The organism is Edaphobacter sp. FHG110511_03, from assembly GCF_059115365.1.
Window position 1 is genome coordinate 266,464 of the sequence record NZ_JBZYWL010000004.1, and the last position, 16,160, is coordinate 282,623.

Consider the following 16,160-nt stretch of genomic DNA (forward strand, 5'->3'; position numbering starts at 1 on the left):
GCGGTTGCAGTGATTGTCCGCGCAACGGACAGTTCTACCTTGCCATTCTTCGGCTCAGCATCAAGGGTATTGCGAGAGAGTTATCTTCCCCCAAAGCACAACACGATGATAGCTTGATCCTTTAGCGGGATTCACCCGTCGCAGCAAAAAGAGCAAGCATCAGGCTCACGCTATAAGGAAAGGGTTGGGAATGAGGGAAGCAATTCTTATCACGAGCGGAGATCTTCGAGAGTCCGCAAACCGTGCATGCTGGCCTGCACAAGCGGTCCTGGAGGAGAAGCTGGCAGAGTGTTTTGCCAACGAGGGAGTAGTTCTTAGGAGAGCGTTTTCGATAGACAAGGCGAAAGGGCATGGGTTTAATTCCAGCCAGCGTATGGGCATGGATATTTTCTCGGGAATTGATCCTGAGGCTAATCTTGTCTTTGCTACAGCTGCATGGCAGTACACACATCACGTGCTTCCGGGTATGCGCAGCCATCGTGGCCCTATCCTTACCGTGGCGAATTGGTCCGGGCAGTGGCCAGGCTTGGTGGGCCTGCTGAATCTGAATGGATCGTTGGTAAAAGCTGGCGTCCCTTTCTCTACTCTGTGGAGTGAAAACTTCGATGATCAATTTTTCCTGAACGGGCTCAGGCAATGGATCGAACGGAAGGTTGTCGTTCATGACGTGTCGCATGTGCGCGATTTAGAACCTCAGAAGCTTCCTCGGCAGGCAACGGATCTAGGCGGCCGACTTGCGAAGGAACTGCGGGAACGCAAGATTATTCTGGGCGTCTTCGATGAAGGATGCATGGGCATGTACAACGCCATTATCGACGACGAGATGTTGAACCCAGCTGGATTTTTCAAAGAGCGATTGAGTCAATCTTCCCTCGTGGCGCGAATGCGTACCGTATCGGATGAAGAAGCGCAGGCGGTGCGTGTCTGGTTGGATGCGAAGGGCATGAAGTTCATTACGGGCAACGACCCGACGACAGAGCTTACTGATCAGCAGATCCACGAGCAGTGCAAGATGTATATCGCATCCGTGAGAATCGCCGCTGACTTTTCGTGCGATGCAATTGGGATTCAGTACCAACAAGGCCTGAAGGACATGGTTCCAGCCTCCGATTTGGTAGAGGGACTGCTGAATAATGCATTACGCCCACCGGTCTATGACGAACATACGAAGTCAGAGCTATACGCAGGGGGGCCGCTGCCACATTTCAACGAAGTAGATGAATGTGCCGGTGTGGATGCCATCTTGACCAACCGATGCTGGTCAGCACTCGGTATGGATCCATCAACGACGCTGCACGATGTGCGTTGGGGCGAGAGCTACAGCAGCGATGAAATCTCCGATTTCGTGTGGGTTTTACAGATATCGGGTGCGGCACCGGCAAACCATTTTGTGGGTGGATATGCTGGCTCGTCTAGTGACAGGCAGCCAGCGATGTATTTCCCGTTGGGTGGAGGCTCGCTGAAAGGCGTTGGGCGAAAAGGGAATATTGTATGGAGCCGTGTCTTCGTTGAGCGAGGATCACTGCATATCGATATTGGCCTTGGATCTGTCTTGGAATTGCCGACGGCAGAGGTAGAGCGCCGATGGAAAAACACAACTCCTCAATGGCCTTTGGTGAATGCCGTCTTCCATGGCGTTTCAAGAGATGCTTTTATGGCACGCCATCGTGCAAATCATGTCAATGTCGCTTACGCTAGCGACCTTGATCAGGCGAAACACGCGCTTGCTGTAAAGGCTGCCATGGCGAATGAGCTTGGCATTCAGGTTCACCTGTGCGGTAATGTTGGCCAGGAACATTCATGAAACTATCGTCCCATGTAATCAAGAGCACCGTTGTGGGAGCTCTAGGCGGTCTCCTTTTCGGCTTTGACACTGCAGTCATCTCCGGAACGACGGCCGCTTTGACTCAACAATTCCATCTATCTGAAGCGGCTCTCGGCTTCACAGTAGCGAGTGCTTTATGGGGCACAGTTATTGGCGCTATCTTTGCAGGCATCCCGGGGCAAAGATATGGCCGACGCGATAGCCTGCGAGCGATGGCAGCCCTATACATCATCTCTGCGGTGGGGTGCGCCTTTGCCTGGAATCTGTCGTCGCTCATTTTATTTCGGTTTATAGGAGGACTGGGCATTGGCGGGTCTTCTGTACTTGGTCCTATGTACATTGCAGAGATCGCTCCTGCACATTGGAGGGGCCGGCTGGTGGGATTTTTTCAGGTAAATGTTGTTTTCGGCATTCTGCTCGCTTACATCTCGAACTATCTCTTGGGAAGCTTGCAACTTGGTCCGATAGAGTGGAGATGGCAACTTGGAATCTCTGCTCTCCCTGCATTTCTATTTCTGATCGCACTTTTCTTCATCCCACGGAGCCCACGCTGGCTTCTGACTCAGTCCAGAAACGACGAGGCATTGGAGGTTCTTCGACTTACAGAGGTGGACGATCCCAAGGGTGAGATGGAAGAGATTCTTCAATCGTTGCGCGAAGATGGACAGGGCAAATCCGAATCACTGACTGCGCGCAAGTACCGGCTGCCAGTGTTTCTGGCGATCACAGTGGGGATGTTCTGTCAGCTTACTGGCATCAATGCAGTGCTCTATTACCTAAACGACATATTTGCGCTGGCGGGAGCAACGAAGGTATCCGGAAATCTGCAGGCGATCGCAGTAGGCATGACTAATCTTGTGGCAACACTCATTGCAATGTCAGTTATCGATCGCCTGGGACGAAAAAAGTTGCTGCTTTCAGGTACGGTTGGCCTTGTAGGATGTCTTTCCGCGATCGGATATATGTTCTATACACACCAGCATCTCGGCCTGCTCGTCTGGTTCTTGATGTTGTACATCGCGTTCTTCGCGATCTCCCATGGGGCTGTGGTTTGGGTTTATATCAGCGAAGTTTTTCCGACACGTCTTCGCGCAAAAGGACAAAGCTTGGGCAGTTCAGCACATTGGATTACCAATGCAATCATCTCGCTTATTTTCCCACTGCTTGCAAAGGCATCAGGATCGGTTCCTTTCTTCTTTTTCGCGGCCATGATGGTACTGGATCTGTCGCTCATCTGGTTCTACTATCCGGAGACTGCGCGAGTCTCCCTTGAGAAGATGCAACATGCTATTGCGCACGATTAGGTTGATCTCCATAACAGGCTTACTCCTGAATCTTCTAGCAAGCTGAATCTCGTGTGCTGAACAATGTAGTGATGCCGAGCAAACCAGCATTTTCTCCCAATAGTGCCGGCCGCACATCCACTACTCCCCACGGAGTCCAGGCATGTCTCTGAATGTATTGGGTAAGAGACGGCAAGATTATGGGAGAGGACTTAATTGCACCACCACCAACGATAACAGTGTCGGCATCATAGGCATGGACCAGCGTGACGGTTGCGGCACCCCATACTTGGATACAGTGTTCCAATAAGGCAATCGCGCCTGGATCGCCTCTTTCACAAGCCTCTCCCAAGCTGCGAAAGTCGGAATAGACACGTCCCGTCTCCCCAGATAACAACATAAATTCCGGCCTCTTACTGATTTCACTTAAATGCCAGGTAGAGGCCTCAGTCTCGACACAGCCAAGGTTCCCGCAGAAACACTTCGTGGCTGTCAAACTCACGCTGAAATGGCCACCCCGTGCGGCAGCCAACGAATAACGACCCCGTATTGGCTTGCCTTCCATGATTGCGGCGGTTCCAAATCCTGTTCCGAGGAGAACCATCACAACATCATTGGCATCCTTAGCGGCTCCGCCTACCCATTCTCCAAGCAAGGCTAGCCGGGCATCATTTTCAAGCTGAAAAGGAAGTCCAAAGGTCTCTCGACCCCATGACGCCAAGTCTAAATCCATCACATCGTTAAATTTTTCACCGAGACACCAAACCCTGTTTCGTCTGGTGTCGACGAGTCCGCAAAAAGCCATTCCGACTCCGCAGCATTGTGACAAACCTATGCCGGTCTCAGACAAAAGCCGGTACAGTATCTCCTTCAACGTTGGAAGAAGTGATCGTAATGATGCTCCCCGCTCAACAGGGATCGTTTTGCTCGCGACAATCCCTGTTTGATACGCGATGCCACAAGTAGCATGCCCGCCACCCAATTCGATGCCTAAGATATATTGACGTTTTGACATGTCTCTTCTTTAGCTGCCATCACATCGTAAACTCTTTTCGTTGCGGTATTTTCTCGAAAGTTTCGGAGACGCAAACGGCTGATGAGTGGCCAATACCCTTTTCAACATCAGCGGCGCTGCTTGCGTCCATAATGCTATATTTCCTGGATTTCCCAGAAGTTTCTATTGGTATAGATGAGCGATGCTCTTTCGATATGCCTCATAAAAATCTTCAAGAGCATCTTCAGGCTTTTGTAAATGTGGAAAGTGATGACTTGGAAGGACAATGGGCTTTATGCCACGCGCGAGAAGTTTCTCTGCTGTAGCCGATCGCACCATATTGATTGCCATCGCTCCAGTAAGCGTCGACACGGGTCCGGTTGGCCAGTCGAGTCCTTCTATCTTTTGGGCACAGTCACCTGGAGGGCACTGGTTGTCGATAACTACATCTGCTAAATCAATAAGCTTTTTACCTGAGGGATGATTTGCTGAGGACTGTTCCGAATGCTGACGGGAAACCAGGGCAATCACTTTCAGCCCTCTCGTTCGAGCCCCCATAGCCATTTCTACGATGAGGGGTCGGATACCGCTTGTGGAAACCAGAATGAAGGAGTCATTTGGACCGAACTTAAAACTCTTCAGAATCTCTTCAGCTAGACCCTGATATTTCTCAAGAGAGAGCGGTACCCGCAAGCCGTTAGATCCCACAATAGCTGTATGGTTTGACAGGGCGAGTTCCACAAGAGCGAAAAAACCAATGAGTCCGCCCTGCCGTGGGGTCATCTCGTCACACATAAAACGGGAGTGCCCGGAACCAAAAACAAAAACGAGCCCATTGTTTGCAATCGAATCTGCGCAAATTTTCGCGGCCGCATCAACGTTTGAGCCCTGCGTGGCATGAAATCGCTGAAGATGTTCCATTGCGATATCAAAGTAATCGGTTGCTGCGCTCATTCTCTGCTCCCTTTTTCTTCAAGCTACGACGTTGCAAAATTCCATTTTTCTCTATAGCGATATTTATAGATTCTCACAATAAATCAATGTAATTGATCATATCATTGACTAATGATCAATTATATTGAAATATATTGCCGTGCATGCGAATTCATAAAAGTACCCGTCTTATTGCTCGAGCGGATGTCGTTATCGTTGGCTCTGGTTCCGCCGGCTCCGTCGCCGCGATAGCAGCGGCACGCGAAGGCGCTAACGTTCTCCTTCTGGAGCGATATGGATTTCTTGGAGGCACGAGTACTGCTGTGTTGGATACCTTTTATGGGTTTTACACTCCAGGAAGCCAGGCATGCAAAGTCGTTGGAGGCGTCGCAGACGATGTGATTCGCCGGCTAAAGCAATTGGACAAAATTATCGAACGGCCAAACACCTACGGTGCTGGGTTGGGAGTTACTTACCATCCTGATTATCTGAAGTGCGCATGGGAACAGCTGGTCCTGGAATCAGGCGCTAAAATCCTGATGAATTGTTGGGTACAGGATGTAGAGCTTACATCGAATCGCATAACAAGCTTGACCGTAGCGACGAAACAGGGTTTGGCAGAGATTGAAGGCAAGGTCTTCGTCGATGCAACCGGTGATGCGGACCTTTGCTATTGGTCTGAGTGTCCCTTCGAGTTGGCCGGCGACGATCATGATGCGCAATCACTCACCACGACATTCCGTATGTGCAATGTTGATATAGAAGCGCGTCGCACGATTGATAAAACGCGTTTTCATGCGCTGATGAAAGACGCTGTAAATCACGGTTATGAGCTTCCGCGTCGGGAAGGCAGCGATCACATTACGACGGTAGATCGTATGCTGGCAACGAACATGACCAGAGTCAAGTCATTTGAGAAGCGGGCTTCAGGTGTGATCAATGCTACGGATCCCACTTTTCTCAGTGATGCCGAAACCGAGGGACGCAAACAAGCTCTTGAATACATCCGCTTTCTTCGCGACCGAGTCCCAGGATACGATCGCGCCGAACTAGCTGGTTTCGGGACACAGATTGGAATCCGCGAGACGAGAAGAATCATCGGCGATTATGTGCTTAGCAGGGAAGATGTTCTATGTGCTCGCCAGTTCGATGATCAGATCGGACTATGCGGTGCACCTATTGAAGAACATGGTTCCGGCGGTGCCACCAGATGGGAGTATCTGCCTGATGGGGAGTGTGTTGGGATTCCATATCGAACGTTGCTTCCCCAGAAGCTGGAGAACGTCTTCGTCGCAGGCCGATGCTTTTCTGCCACACACGACGCACACGCAAGTGTGCGCAGCATGGCTCAGTGCATGGCGATGGGCCATGCTGCGGGGAGCGCCGCGTCGTTGTGTGTACTTCGAAATACTGATAGCCGTTCGCTGGCGTTCGGAGTCCTGCGTGACCGGCTCCTTTTCTCGGATGCAATTTTGCAACTAAGGTCAGGACGAGTCGCATGAGCGTGATCCGCACAGTGCTTGGTGATATTCCGAGGGATGATCTTGGCATCTGTTATGCCCACGAACACATCGTTATCGATCGGAGTTTTGTAACACAGCAATACCCTGATTTCCTGCTTGAGGATGTCGATCGGATTGTGGCGGAGCTTCACTCGTTTCGTTCGGCGGGTGGACGCGCCATGGTAGATTCGATGCCTTGTGGTGGCGGCCGTAACGTGGCTAAACTCGCGACTATTTCTCGCCGGTCGGGAGTTCACATTCTTTGCCCTACCGGCGCTCACATGGCGCAATACTATCCGCATGGTCACTGGACTGAACGAGCCAAGGTTGAGCAACTCTCGAATATTTTTATCGACGAGATCGAGCTTGGCATTGATGCAAACGACACAAATGGTCCGGTTCTTAACCGGAGTGGGCATAAGGCTGGCCTCATCAAGGTTGCAAGCGGGTTAGATGCTATCGGAACACGTGAGCAGAGAATTTTCGAGGCCGCCGCAATGGCGCACTGTAGGACAGGTGCTCCTATACTGACACACACAGAGCAGGGAACAGCCGCCTTGATGCAGATTGAACTGTTATCCAGAATGGGAGTGCATCCCTCTCATGTCGTCATATCTCATCTTGATCGCAAGCCCGACATCGTCTATCACCGAGAGGTTCTTTCTTCCGGAGTATTTCTCGAATATGACTCCAGCTTTCGCTGGAAAACGGAAGACAATCCCACCCGGGATCTGTTAGTAGATCTTGCCGGTCATGGTTATCTCAATCAATTGATGTTGGGAATGGATGCTGCGCGATCGCGATATTGGACCAGTTTCGGGGGCTCTCCTGGGCTCTCCTTTTTGCTCGGCCAATTTTGCCAAGAGCTGCGTGACCGAGGCTGGATCGATCAACACCTGAATACAGTATTTGTAGAGAATCCGGCTCGAGCCTATGGGATCTCTGCTCCAAATGCACCGAAGACTGCGTAAACCGAAATGCTCGTGAGCCAGGGAAAATAACGCGACGACTGATATGAAACTGAAAGACAAAACGCTCTTTGTATCGGGAGCATCCGGAATGGCGGCCAGGACAGTACATCTCGCCCTGGCTGAGGGCGCATGCGTATTTGCAGTTGATCGGAATCCCGATGCGATTGCGTCCTTGTTATCCTCTGCCTCCGGACCAATTCACGCTTGTTGTGCTGATTTAACAAATGAGCAAGAAGTCGCGTCGGCCTTCCAGGAATGTCTCAATGTATATGGAAAACTCGATGCAGTATTTCACGCCGTCGGTATGAGTGGGCGCCGCTTCGGCGATGGAGCGCTACACGAGTGCAGCCTCAGCGGGTGGGACATTACGCTGTCAAACAATGCAACCTCGGCATTCCTTGTCTCGCGCAGTGCTCTCCAATATTTCCTGGGCCGCGATCCTGTCATGCCGGCAAATCTACGAGGTACCATCCTTAACATGTCGAGTGTGCTGGCATATTCACCGCAAGGAGATTTTTTCGCAACTCATGCTTATGCTGCGAGTAAGGGAGCAGTGATTGCAATGACCCAGGCCGCTGCTGCGTATTATGCACCACAAAGAATCAACATCAATACCATTGCGCCCGGCTTGGTCGCTACACCCATGAGCATTCGCGCTCAGTGTGACCCAACCATCCTCGAGTTCTTGAAACACAAGCAGCCGCTTCCTGGAACCTTACTTAGTGCCGATGAAGTGGCAAGGGCCGCAATATTTCTTTTGAGTGATGACGCGAGATACATTACCGGTCAGGTGCTGGCCGTGGATGGTGGATGGACTGTCAGTACCTGAAATCGGCCCCGCTGAGTTGGTCTTCTTAGACTCGCCGCACCTCTATGCCCCGTTCCACGAAAGGTCGCACAAGCTCTTCCGACGCCTCAACGCCGGTAATGATCATGTCGAGTTGGCTAAGATTTGCGACAACATAAGAAGCCACTACAGAAAACTTTGTGTGATCGGCTACAACAATTCGCTGTCGGGAACGTTCCCATAACACGCGGTTCACCGCAGCCTCTTCCTGATGAAAATCAGTTAGGCCATTTTCGATGCTGATCCCGTTCACTCCTAGGAAAAGCCTGTCGCAGATTACTTGCTGCGCGGACTCGATTGCACCTGAACCTACGAGAGAGAACCAGGCACCCCTCATCACTCCTCCCGTCAGGGCCACTGTGAGATTGCTACGCCGGCCCAACTCCATCGCCATGTTAACGGCGTTTGTAAGCAGTGTGGCTTGACGATTCAGTGGAACGCTGCGGGCTACCTGAGTTGTTGTAGTACCAGCGCTTATCGCGATTGTCTCGCCTTCTTGAATCAATTCTGCCGCCGCTATGCCAATCCGGCGCTTCTCGGAACTCTCTTTCTTTATCTGTTCCTGGAAGGAAGAATCGGTCGAAAACGCCTCATAAAAAAGAGGTTCCAACGAAGTAGCCCCACCATGGTCGCGGTGTAGCAAACCGCGCGATTCAAGCATGCGCAAATCCCTACGAATGGTCGGGGGAGAAACCTCGAAAATTTCACACAGTCTCTCAACGTCAATGCGATCGGAATTTGTTAAGAGAGTGACGATCTTCTGGAGACGTTGTCTCCGTGCCGCATTACCTTTCAACTCCATGTATGCGAATGTACCAGCAATTCTCCGCTCATAACTCAATAGCGACGCCGTGGTTTGAATTCAAAGCTTGTCGTTGTATCAATAAGGTACATTCCTTATAAATCAATAAAATTGATTGTTTAAGGTTTAAATGATCATTTTTGTTGACTCATAATCGTTACTTTCATTACACTTCGTCGGTCTCGAAAATTAAGCGGAATCCGATCTGGACGTTCTCTTCTGGATATTCGCGCGCTTGTGCCGCGCTCCATAGATCGGTTCGAGTGCTGGAACGGACTTTCGCGTTAGGGCAGTAATTCGGGATCGGACCTTTCGGAGGCTTTGAGTGATGAATGTAAGGCTTGGTAGGAACACCGTACTATTCGTTCTTCTTTTGTTGGTCGAGATCGGTCTCCCGTCTTCGCTCAAAGCGCAGATTGATGCAGGAGGCATAACCGGAACAATTACGGATAGTTCAGGAGCAATCGTTGCTGGTGCGAAGATCACTCTAGTTAATGAAGCGACTAGAGTGGCTCAATCGACCGAGTCGACATCATCAGGCGTCTACAATCTTGGAGCCCTGAAGCCGGGATCGTACACTCTACAGGCGACTTCCAATGGCTATTCGACATGGATCACGAAGAATTTAGGTGTTCACGTACAGCAAACTTTGACCATTGACATCAACCTGACTGCCGGAGTGGTTAGTCAACAGATCGTCGTGACTACCGCTACACCACAGTTGCAAGCTGAAAATGCTGCAATTGGCCAGACCATCGGCACAGAAAGTGTCAATAACCTCCCCTTAAATGGGCGCAACTGGGTATCGCTGGCCCAACTCTCAGCAGGCGTATCGACTGCGCCAGTGGGACAGCCGACAAGTAATGCCGGGACAAATGGGAGCGCCTTCTTCTCCGTAGGGGGAGTCAGCCTTTGGCAGAATGATATTCGCCTGAACGGAATCAATAATAACGTTGAGCTCTTTGGTGGTGCCTCGATTGGCACGAACGCCACGATCACTCCTCCGCCTGATGCAATTCAAGAGTTCAAAATCCAGAACGGTGACTATAACGCCGAGTTCGGCCATTCCACCGGAGGAATCGTAAATGCCGTCACTAAATCCGGAACCGGTAATCTCCATGGAAATCTTTGGGAATACCTTCGAAACGAGGCCTTCGATGCGAATGACTATATCTCGAATCTTAATCATCGGCCGAGGCCCGAATACCGACAGAATCAATTCGGCGGAACGATAGGCGGCCCGGTCTATATTCCGAAGCTCTACAAACAGACCGATAAGACCTTCTTTTTCTTTTCATATCAAGGAACACGGATCATTATTCCTGCGTCCTCCACTGCTTCCGTACCGACAGCGCTCATGCGAAATAGTGGCTATACAAACTTTCAGGAAATTCTCGCCTACACAACGGGCACGAAGACGGACGCGCTGGGACGTACGATGGGGCTTGGCACAATATTAGATCCCGCAACAACACGCATGGTCGCTGCTGGAGCGGTAGACCCGGTATCTTTGCTGCCTAACAAAACTGCAGGGCCAATATATGTCCGGGACCCATTTTATGGCGGAGGCAGTATCGCGGGAATCACGAATTTTATATTAGGCAACTATTCCAGTTCTCTCAACCTCCTTCCAGCCAATCGACTTGATGCGAATTCAATCAAGTTGTTGAATCTATATCCGGCACCGACGGGATTGGGAGTTGCAAACAATTTTTTCTATAACCCCAAACAGACGCAGAACGGAAACCAGTACGATCTTCGGATTGACCACAGCTTCAGTTCCAGAGATCTCGTATTTGTTTCCATAGACTGGAATCGCACAGCATATGAAATCCCAGGAGCGCTTCCGGGAATTGCTGTCGGGCAGAACGGAGCGCTCTCTCCAAGGTATCCGGCCTCCGCAGTAGCGGTGGGTTACACGCACATATTTAGTTCTTCTTTAGTGAATGATATTCATTTCGGCCGTAATCATATTAATCAGAATTCGCTCTCATCTTTTGGCGACAACTCCGGAATTCCTGAGATGTTCGGAATCCAGGGAATTCCGCAAATCGCGAATAATGGAGGACTCCCCCCCATCGGCCTAAGCGGCCTTACCTCTCTTGGAGTTCGCGGTTATAACCCAACGTTGTCTGATATTGGCAGCTATGAGGTAGTGGAAAATCTTACAAAATCACATGGCAGCCATACTTTTAAGATGGGTGTTCAATATGATCACATAACCGGAACTATCACCCAACCACCCTATGGGCGTGGAAACTTCTCATATACCGGTCAATATAGCGATGTGGTCAATAACAATAGCAAACTTCTTGGCATTGCCGATCTACTTCTGACGCCGACCGCATCTATAGTACCGGGAGGAATTAATAATATTGGTGGATTAACTAACTATAGCGGCTCAAATTTTGCACAAACGAGTTATACCCGGACTTACATTGGAGCTTACGTCCAAGACGACTGGAAGGCGACACCAACTCTGACACTTAATCTCGGACTGCGTTGGGACTACTTCCCGCCCTATTCAGAAGCGTCAGGTCGTCAGGCTAATTTCATAGCGGATAATGGCAATGGGGCAACGGGCACTCTGTATATACCGAACGAAGGGTGTAACGTTGCAAGATCGGCATCTTTCGATGCTCTGCTCGCATCAAGCAATATTCAATTGAAGTGTGTACCGAAGTCGGCCTTGGGTCATACGCAAATTACCAACTTCTCCCCTCGTGTCGGCTTCGCCTATCAATTACAACCTAAAACAGTGATCCGGGGAGGTTACGGCATTGCTTATGGTGCTTTAGCCAATACAGGCTATAGCGGCACGCTCGGAGCAAACTATCCCTTTGAGTACACGCTTACCTACAATAGTAGTAATTCATATACGCCATTTCTTGCTTCAAACGGGCAGGCCGCGACGGTGCAAAATGCCTTTGCCGCCACAAATTATAATGATCCTAACGTTATCAACGGGGCTGGGCTCAACCTTATAGGGCGTCAGTTGGATTATCAAACGCCATATCTTCAGGTCTACAATCTCACACTTCAAAATCAGTTCACGTCCAAAGATTCAATTCAAATTGGATATGTTGGGAGCGTGGGGCGACATCTCAACGCCGGCGCTATGGGCCATAACTCTACTTCAAAGATACTTCCTCCGGGGACAAATATTTATAATTACATCCCCTTCCCAAATTTCAGTTACAACTCAAATTATGAAACGACGAATGCCGTTAGCAGCTATAACTCCCTCCAGATGACATATACACGTCAGGCGGCTCGCGGGCTCAACATTTTGGCAAACTACACATTCAGCCGATGCCTGTCGAATCAAGCGACCATCAACTCAGTGCCAGGGACCTATCGAGCTCCATGGCTCCCTGGTTTCGGGATCAACGCGGACTATACACTATGTGATACCCAAACAGCACATATCACGCATATTTCAGGGACCTATCAGTTGCCCGTTGGCTCGGGTCGAGCTTTCCTCGGAAGTGCCAACAGATTTGTCAACGCCTTGGTAGGAGGTTGGTCGACGAACCTTATCCTTACTTATCAAAGCGGACAGCCTTTCAGCGTCCAATGCCCTGTAGCAACAACGGCCAACTTCGGCTGCTTTGCCTTAGTTAAGCCAGGGGCTGATATCTATGCTGGCGCCCGCACACAGAGCCACTGGCTCAACGCAAGTGCATTCGAAAATCCACCTGTAGCCACGGCAATCGGCCAGAGCGACTACTCGCCGCTTGGAGCTAAACCGAACCAAGCAATCGGACCAGGATACTTTGATATGGACGCTTCATTTTTCAAAGACTTTATCTTGCCCAGAGAGTTTCGACTCCAATTTCGTGCCGAATCGTTCAATGTAACGAACAATGCTCAGCTAGGACAGCCTGCAGCAAACAATTTTCTAAACACATCTACTTTCGCTACGATTACGTCGCTTCGAGGAGGACCACGGCGAGTCCAGTTAGCCCTCAAGCTGGCGTTTTAGCTCAAGGCGGGGTGATGCCGGGAGTGCGCAATCAAAGGAATATCAATGGGAACACTCTGGAGTGCGCCGCTGTGATCAATCGAGTAATTGTCCTTGTATTGATATTTGTTTATTTTATGTTTGCATCAACTCGATTTTCTCGCGGGGGGGAAAGCGAGGGCAGGAATGCAGGGAAATATCGCCCTAAGCTATCCGATTTCCGTTTAGATGGGGATCAGATAATTCCGGAGATTGACAGCAGTAACATACCCGTCTTCAGTGGTTCAACTTCTGTTATTCCCGATCAGTTGGGAGTCGACCGCTTCACCGCTCCTCCGTTCGCTATCGTCATGCAACAAAAGATAACGATAAGAGATTTAAAGACAGGAGTTGCTATCTTTGGCGGCGAGCCTTCTGGAGGGTTTCGCAAGACAGCAAAAGATAAAAATGTCTGGAAGCTTGGCTCGTGGATCAGCGAAACGCAAGGATGGCCTATTTCCCTTCGAACGGAGGTTATCGCACTCTCTGGGCATCAAGGCTATATCTTCAAAGTGACCATCAAAAATCAATCGAAAAAAACTGGCCATTTCGTCATTGCGAGCACTCAGCAGCCGAGTATTGTAGCCCCTCTAGAGTGGAACTGGAATGCGGCTTTCAAAAGAACTATTGCCACCCCCGTAGTGGCACAAACAAAGAACGTCGTTGTTCATAGCAACAACAGCGGTGTAGTTGCCATCGCGATGAGAAGCGCCTCTGTGCAGACTTTCGACTCTCCAACAAATGCGAAAACATCCTTTGACTCAAAAGGGACCATCAGCGGGGATGCATCGAAACTGGTGAGTGTTTTGTCCGTTCATCTCTCCGTAGCTCCTGGCGAGAAAAAAAGCATACCGATTATCGTACTATCCGCAAAGAATGGACAAACAGCCGTTCGCGAAGCGAATGAGTTGGCCACCAACCCGGCCAAGGCGCTTCAGCAAGCGCACAATAGTGCCCTGTCTCCTCTCGAACGGTGGTTTGAAAATCTCCCGTCCGTTTCCTCATCGTCGCCTCAACTCGTCAAGTTCTACCATCAAGCTGCTGTACAACTGCTTTATGATCGATGGAAGGTTGGAAAGACATTTCTGCTCGATCCCTGGTATCCGACTTCGGGCCTTGATTCGGGTGCAATGAACGCCTATGCATGGGATATTCAGTATGGTGCCTTGGCATTTTCATTCCTGGATCCGCATTCATTCAGAAACCTTCTTACTGCGTTACCAGCTGCTCCTCTGACGGAGCACTTTTCAATTGAACCCATTCAAGGCAAGGGGATTGGCACTTATTACGCGTATAACTCCTATTCTTATATCAATTCAGTGAGTCAATATATATCCGTCACAGGAGATCGTAGTCTGCTCCAAGAGGAAGTTCGTGGAAGGATGGTATTGGATTGGATGATTGCGCTCGCCGAATGGGGAGAAAAAGACAGAGATTTGGACGGCAATCACCTTTTGGATTATGGAGATGACCATAACCTGCTCGAATTAAAAAAAACAGGAAACGGGCCGGGATATTGCAACGAAGTTCCAAGCCCGAATGGCGAACGTGTTTACAACTATCAGACCGTCGCTGACTTTATGGAGCAGGTGGACCCTCAGCGATATCGTGAGAAGATCTATCACTTCCGTACCATGGCCAAGATGGTTGTCGAGGCGCTGAACAGCGTTCTATGGCTAGAAAAAGAAGGGTGGTACGGGACCAGACAACGCGACGGCTCTGTCGTGCCGATCTATTCCATTCAAGTCTTCGATCTGCTTCGAATACCCGGTCTGGTCCCCGAGGACAGGGCGAAAAAACTGATAGCTCATTTAAATACGGATGAGTTCGTGGCTCCATGGGGAATACGTTCAATGTCCGCCAAGGACCGTCTCTTCGATTACAACGATCATGACTGGGCCGGTGCAATGAGCTATGCGGGAGATGGTCCTCAGTTAAGCGCCGATCTTTTTACGGCTGGATTCATCTCGGAAGGATGGTTGGCCCTCGAAAAGATTCTTTGGTGGCCAGATCATATGGCCGTCTATCCTCAAGGAATAGCAAATGACAGCTATGCCTTCAGAGTTCCCGCTGCAGTTCCATTTGGCGGCCGTGTTACGGCTGGCCGTGCGAACATCATTGCTGGTGTTGCAGGTGTGGAGACGGTCCTTAGGGGAATCTTTGGATTAGAACTGGGCGAAGATGGATCGATTGGATTCTCCAACAATCGGCCAACTGCAGTGTCGAGCCTGACCTTAAGTCTCCCACATGACGGCCGGATGTGGACGGTGCGACTGGCTGGCGAGAAGTTGAACATCTCCTCGAATAATGGTTTTGCAACAACATTCTTTCGGGCGGACGGCAGTATTCGAATTAAGCTTCGACAGACCAGTGTGACCTTATCGATGCGATCTCGGTCGTCAGGTATTGGTCGCCTGACGCTCGACCTTCAAGGTCTGCAGCATTTACTTCATGTACGGGAGCCGGGGCAGCTCGTGTTCCGGAGGAATGGTGTTCGTATTCGGCCGAAATTAGACGCTAGACAGGCAACAATTGAAACAAAGACCTCACCGGACGAGAGCGAGCAAATTGAGATTTTAGCCGAAAGCGTCATCTGAAAACATAAGATGAGCTGCATGGTGAATAGTTAGCGAGTGGTCATGCCAGGCGCTATCTTTTCTCGCGTCGTTAACGATTTGCTGTGGCCATTCTATTCTCAGTCGAATGAATTTGCCTCGAGACGTTGAGGCTGGGAAATATCGTGACTTGAGGAAAATGCTCAGATGGCTCCGAATCTGTCGCCAATTGAAAAAAAGCGGCATACAGCAATGGGCAGCCGTCCGATAATGAGGAATTTCGAGGTCTTCCTGTTTGCTATGCATGAACAGATACCGAAATCCGAATCTGTAATGTTACACGCGCCATTCTCGTAGTGTAGAGCGCCATAGTTTTAGATAACAAAGCGATATTCTAGGCAAGGCCACTTCGACATCGAAAGCTATGCTTGCCTAACAAGACGCG

10 protein-coding genes are annotated in these 16,160 nt (G+C 50.1%); 7 read left to right on the forward strand and 3 right to left on the reverse strand.

Going from position 1 to position 16,160, the window contains the following annotated elements; all coding sequences use genetic code 11:
- The first annotated feature begins 529 nt into the window (after positions 1 to 529).
- Both AC5S26_RS18095 and AC5S26_RS18100 read left to right on the forward strand, forming a co-directional pair.
- Positions 530 to 1,804, forward strand: a complete 1,275-nt coding sequence (locus AC5S26_RS18095; RefSeq protein WP_494186327.1) for a fucose isomerase — start codon at positions 530 to 532, stop codon at positions 1,802 to 1,804.
- Entirely contained in the window at positions 1,801 to 3,129 is a 1,329-nt protein-coding gene (locus AC5S26_RS18100; protein WP_494186328.1) for a sugar porter family MFS transporter, read from the forward strand. Before AC5S26_RS18095 ends, AC5S26_RS18100 begins: the two co-directional genes overlap by 4 nt.
- A gap of 34 nt (positions 3,130 to 3,163) precedes the next feature.
- Here AC5S26_RS18100 and AC5S26_RS18105 read toward each other — a convergent pair whose 3' ends face one another.
- Both AC5S26_RS18105 and AC5S26_RS18110 read right to left on the reverse strand, forming a co-directional pair.
- On the reverse strand, positions 3,164 to 4,123 hold the full coding sequence (locus tag AC5S26_RS18105) for an ROK family protein (protein WP_494186329.1): 960 nt from the start codon (positions 4,121 to 4,123) through the stop codon (positions 3,164 to 3,166).
- A 162-nt stretch (positions 4,124 to 4,285) separates the two neighbouring features.
- A complete protein-coding gene (locus AC5S26_RS18110; protein WP_494186330.1) occupies positions 4,286 to 5,056 on the reverse strand; it encodes a sugar isomerase domain-containing protein in 771 nt (256 codons plus the stop codon).
- Positions 5,057 to 5,199: 143 nt separating this feature from the next.
- On the opposite strand from AC5S26_RS18110, the gene AC5S26_RS18115 reads away from it, so the two are divergent.
- Genes AC5S26_RS18115 through AC5S26_RS18125 form a run of 3 tightly spaced genes read left to right on the forward strand, consistent with a single transcriptional unit; the run spans position 5,200 to position 8,337 of the window.
- Positions 5,200 to 6,537: an FAD-dependent oxidoreductase gene (locus AC5S26_RS18115; RefSeq protein ID WP_494186331.1), complete on the forward strand. Its 1,338-nt coding sequence runs from the start codon at positions 5,200 to 5,202 to the stop codon at positions 6,535 to 6,537.
- The gene (locus tag AC5S26_RS18120) at positions 6,534 to 7,508 is read left to right on the forward strand and encodes a phosphotriesterase family protein (RefSeq protein WP_494186332.1); all 975 of its coding nucleotides are present in this window, start codon (positions 6,534 to 6,536) and stop codon (positions 7,506 to 7,508) included. Before AC5S26_RS18115 ends, AC5S26_RS18120 begins: the two co-directional genes overlap by 4 nt.
- A 43-nt stretch (positions 7,509 to 7,551) precedes the next feature.
- The gene (locus AC5S26_RS18125) at positions 7,552 to 8,337 is read left to right on the forward strand and encodes an SDR family NAD(P)-dependent oxidoreductase (RefSeq protein WP_494186333.1); all 786 of its coding nucleotides are present in this window, start codon (positions 7,552 to 7,554) and stop codon (positions 8,335 to 8,337) included.
- 25 nt (positions 8,338 to 8,362) lie between these two features.
- Here the strand turns inward: AC5S26_RS18125 and AC5S26_RS18130 are convergent, their stop codons facing one another.
- Entirely contained in the window at positions 8,363 to 9,196 is an 834-nt protein-coding gene (locus AC5S26_RS18130) for a DeoR/GlpR family DNA-binding transcription regulator (RefSeq protein WP_494186334.1), read from the reverse strand.
- A gap of 289 nt (positions 9,197 to 9,485) precedes the next feature.
- Here AC5S26_RS18130 and AC5S26_RS18135 point away from each other — a divergent pair, with 289 nt between their 5' ends.
- Positions 9,486 to 13,142: a carboxypeptidase-like regulatory domain-containing protein gene (locus tag AC5S26_RS18135; RefSeq protein WP_494186335.1), complete on the forward strand. Its 3,657-nt coding sequence runs from the start codon at positions 9,486 to 9,488 to the stop codon at positions 13,140 to 13,142.
- A gap of 71 nt (positions 13,143 to 13,213) precedes the next feature.
- Positions 13,214 to 15,757 carry a glucosidase family protein gene (locus AC5S26_RS18140; protein WP_494186336.1) on the forward strand — a complete coding sequence of 848 codons (2,544 nt, stop codon included), beginning with the start codon at positions 13,214 to 13,216 and terminating at the stop codon, positions 15,755 to 15,757.
- Positions 15,758 to 16,160: the final 403 nt, after the last annotated feature.

Coding starts and splice junctions, on each gene's coding strand:
- AC5S26_RS18100 (WP_494186328.1), top strand. CDS start 1,801: ATGAAACTATCGTCCCATGTAATCAAGAGCACCGTTGTGGGAGCTCTA.
- AC5S26_RS18105 (WP_494186329.1), bottom strand. CDS start 4,123: ATGTCAAAACGTCAATATATCTTAGGCATCGAATTGGGTGGCGGGCAT.
- AC5S26_RS18110 (WP_494186330.1), bottom strand. CDS start 5,056: ATGAGCGCAGCAACCGATTACTTTGATATCGCAATGGAACATCTTCAG.
- AC5S26_RS18115 (WP_494186331.1), top strand. CDS start 5,200: ATGCGAATTCATAAAAGTACCCGTCTTATTGCTCGAGCGGATGTCGTT.
- AC5S26_RS18120 (WP_494186332.1), top strand. CDS start 6,534: ATGAGCGTGATCCGCACAGTGCTTGGTGATATTCCGAGGGATGATCTT.
- AC5S26_RS18125 (WP_494186333.1), top strand. CDS start 7,552: ATGAAACTGAAAGACAAAACGCTCTTTGTATCGGGAGCATCCGGAATG.
- AC5S26_RS18135 (WP_494186335.1), top strand. CDS start 9,486: ATGAATGTAAGGCTTGGTAGGAACACCGTACTATTCGTTCTTCTTTTG.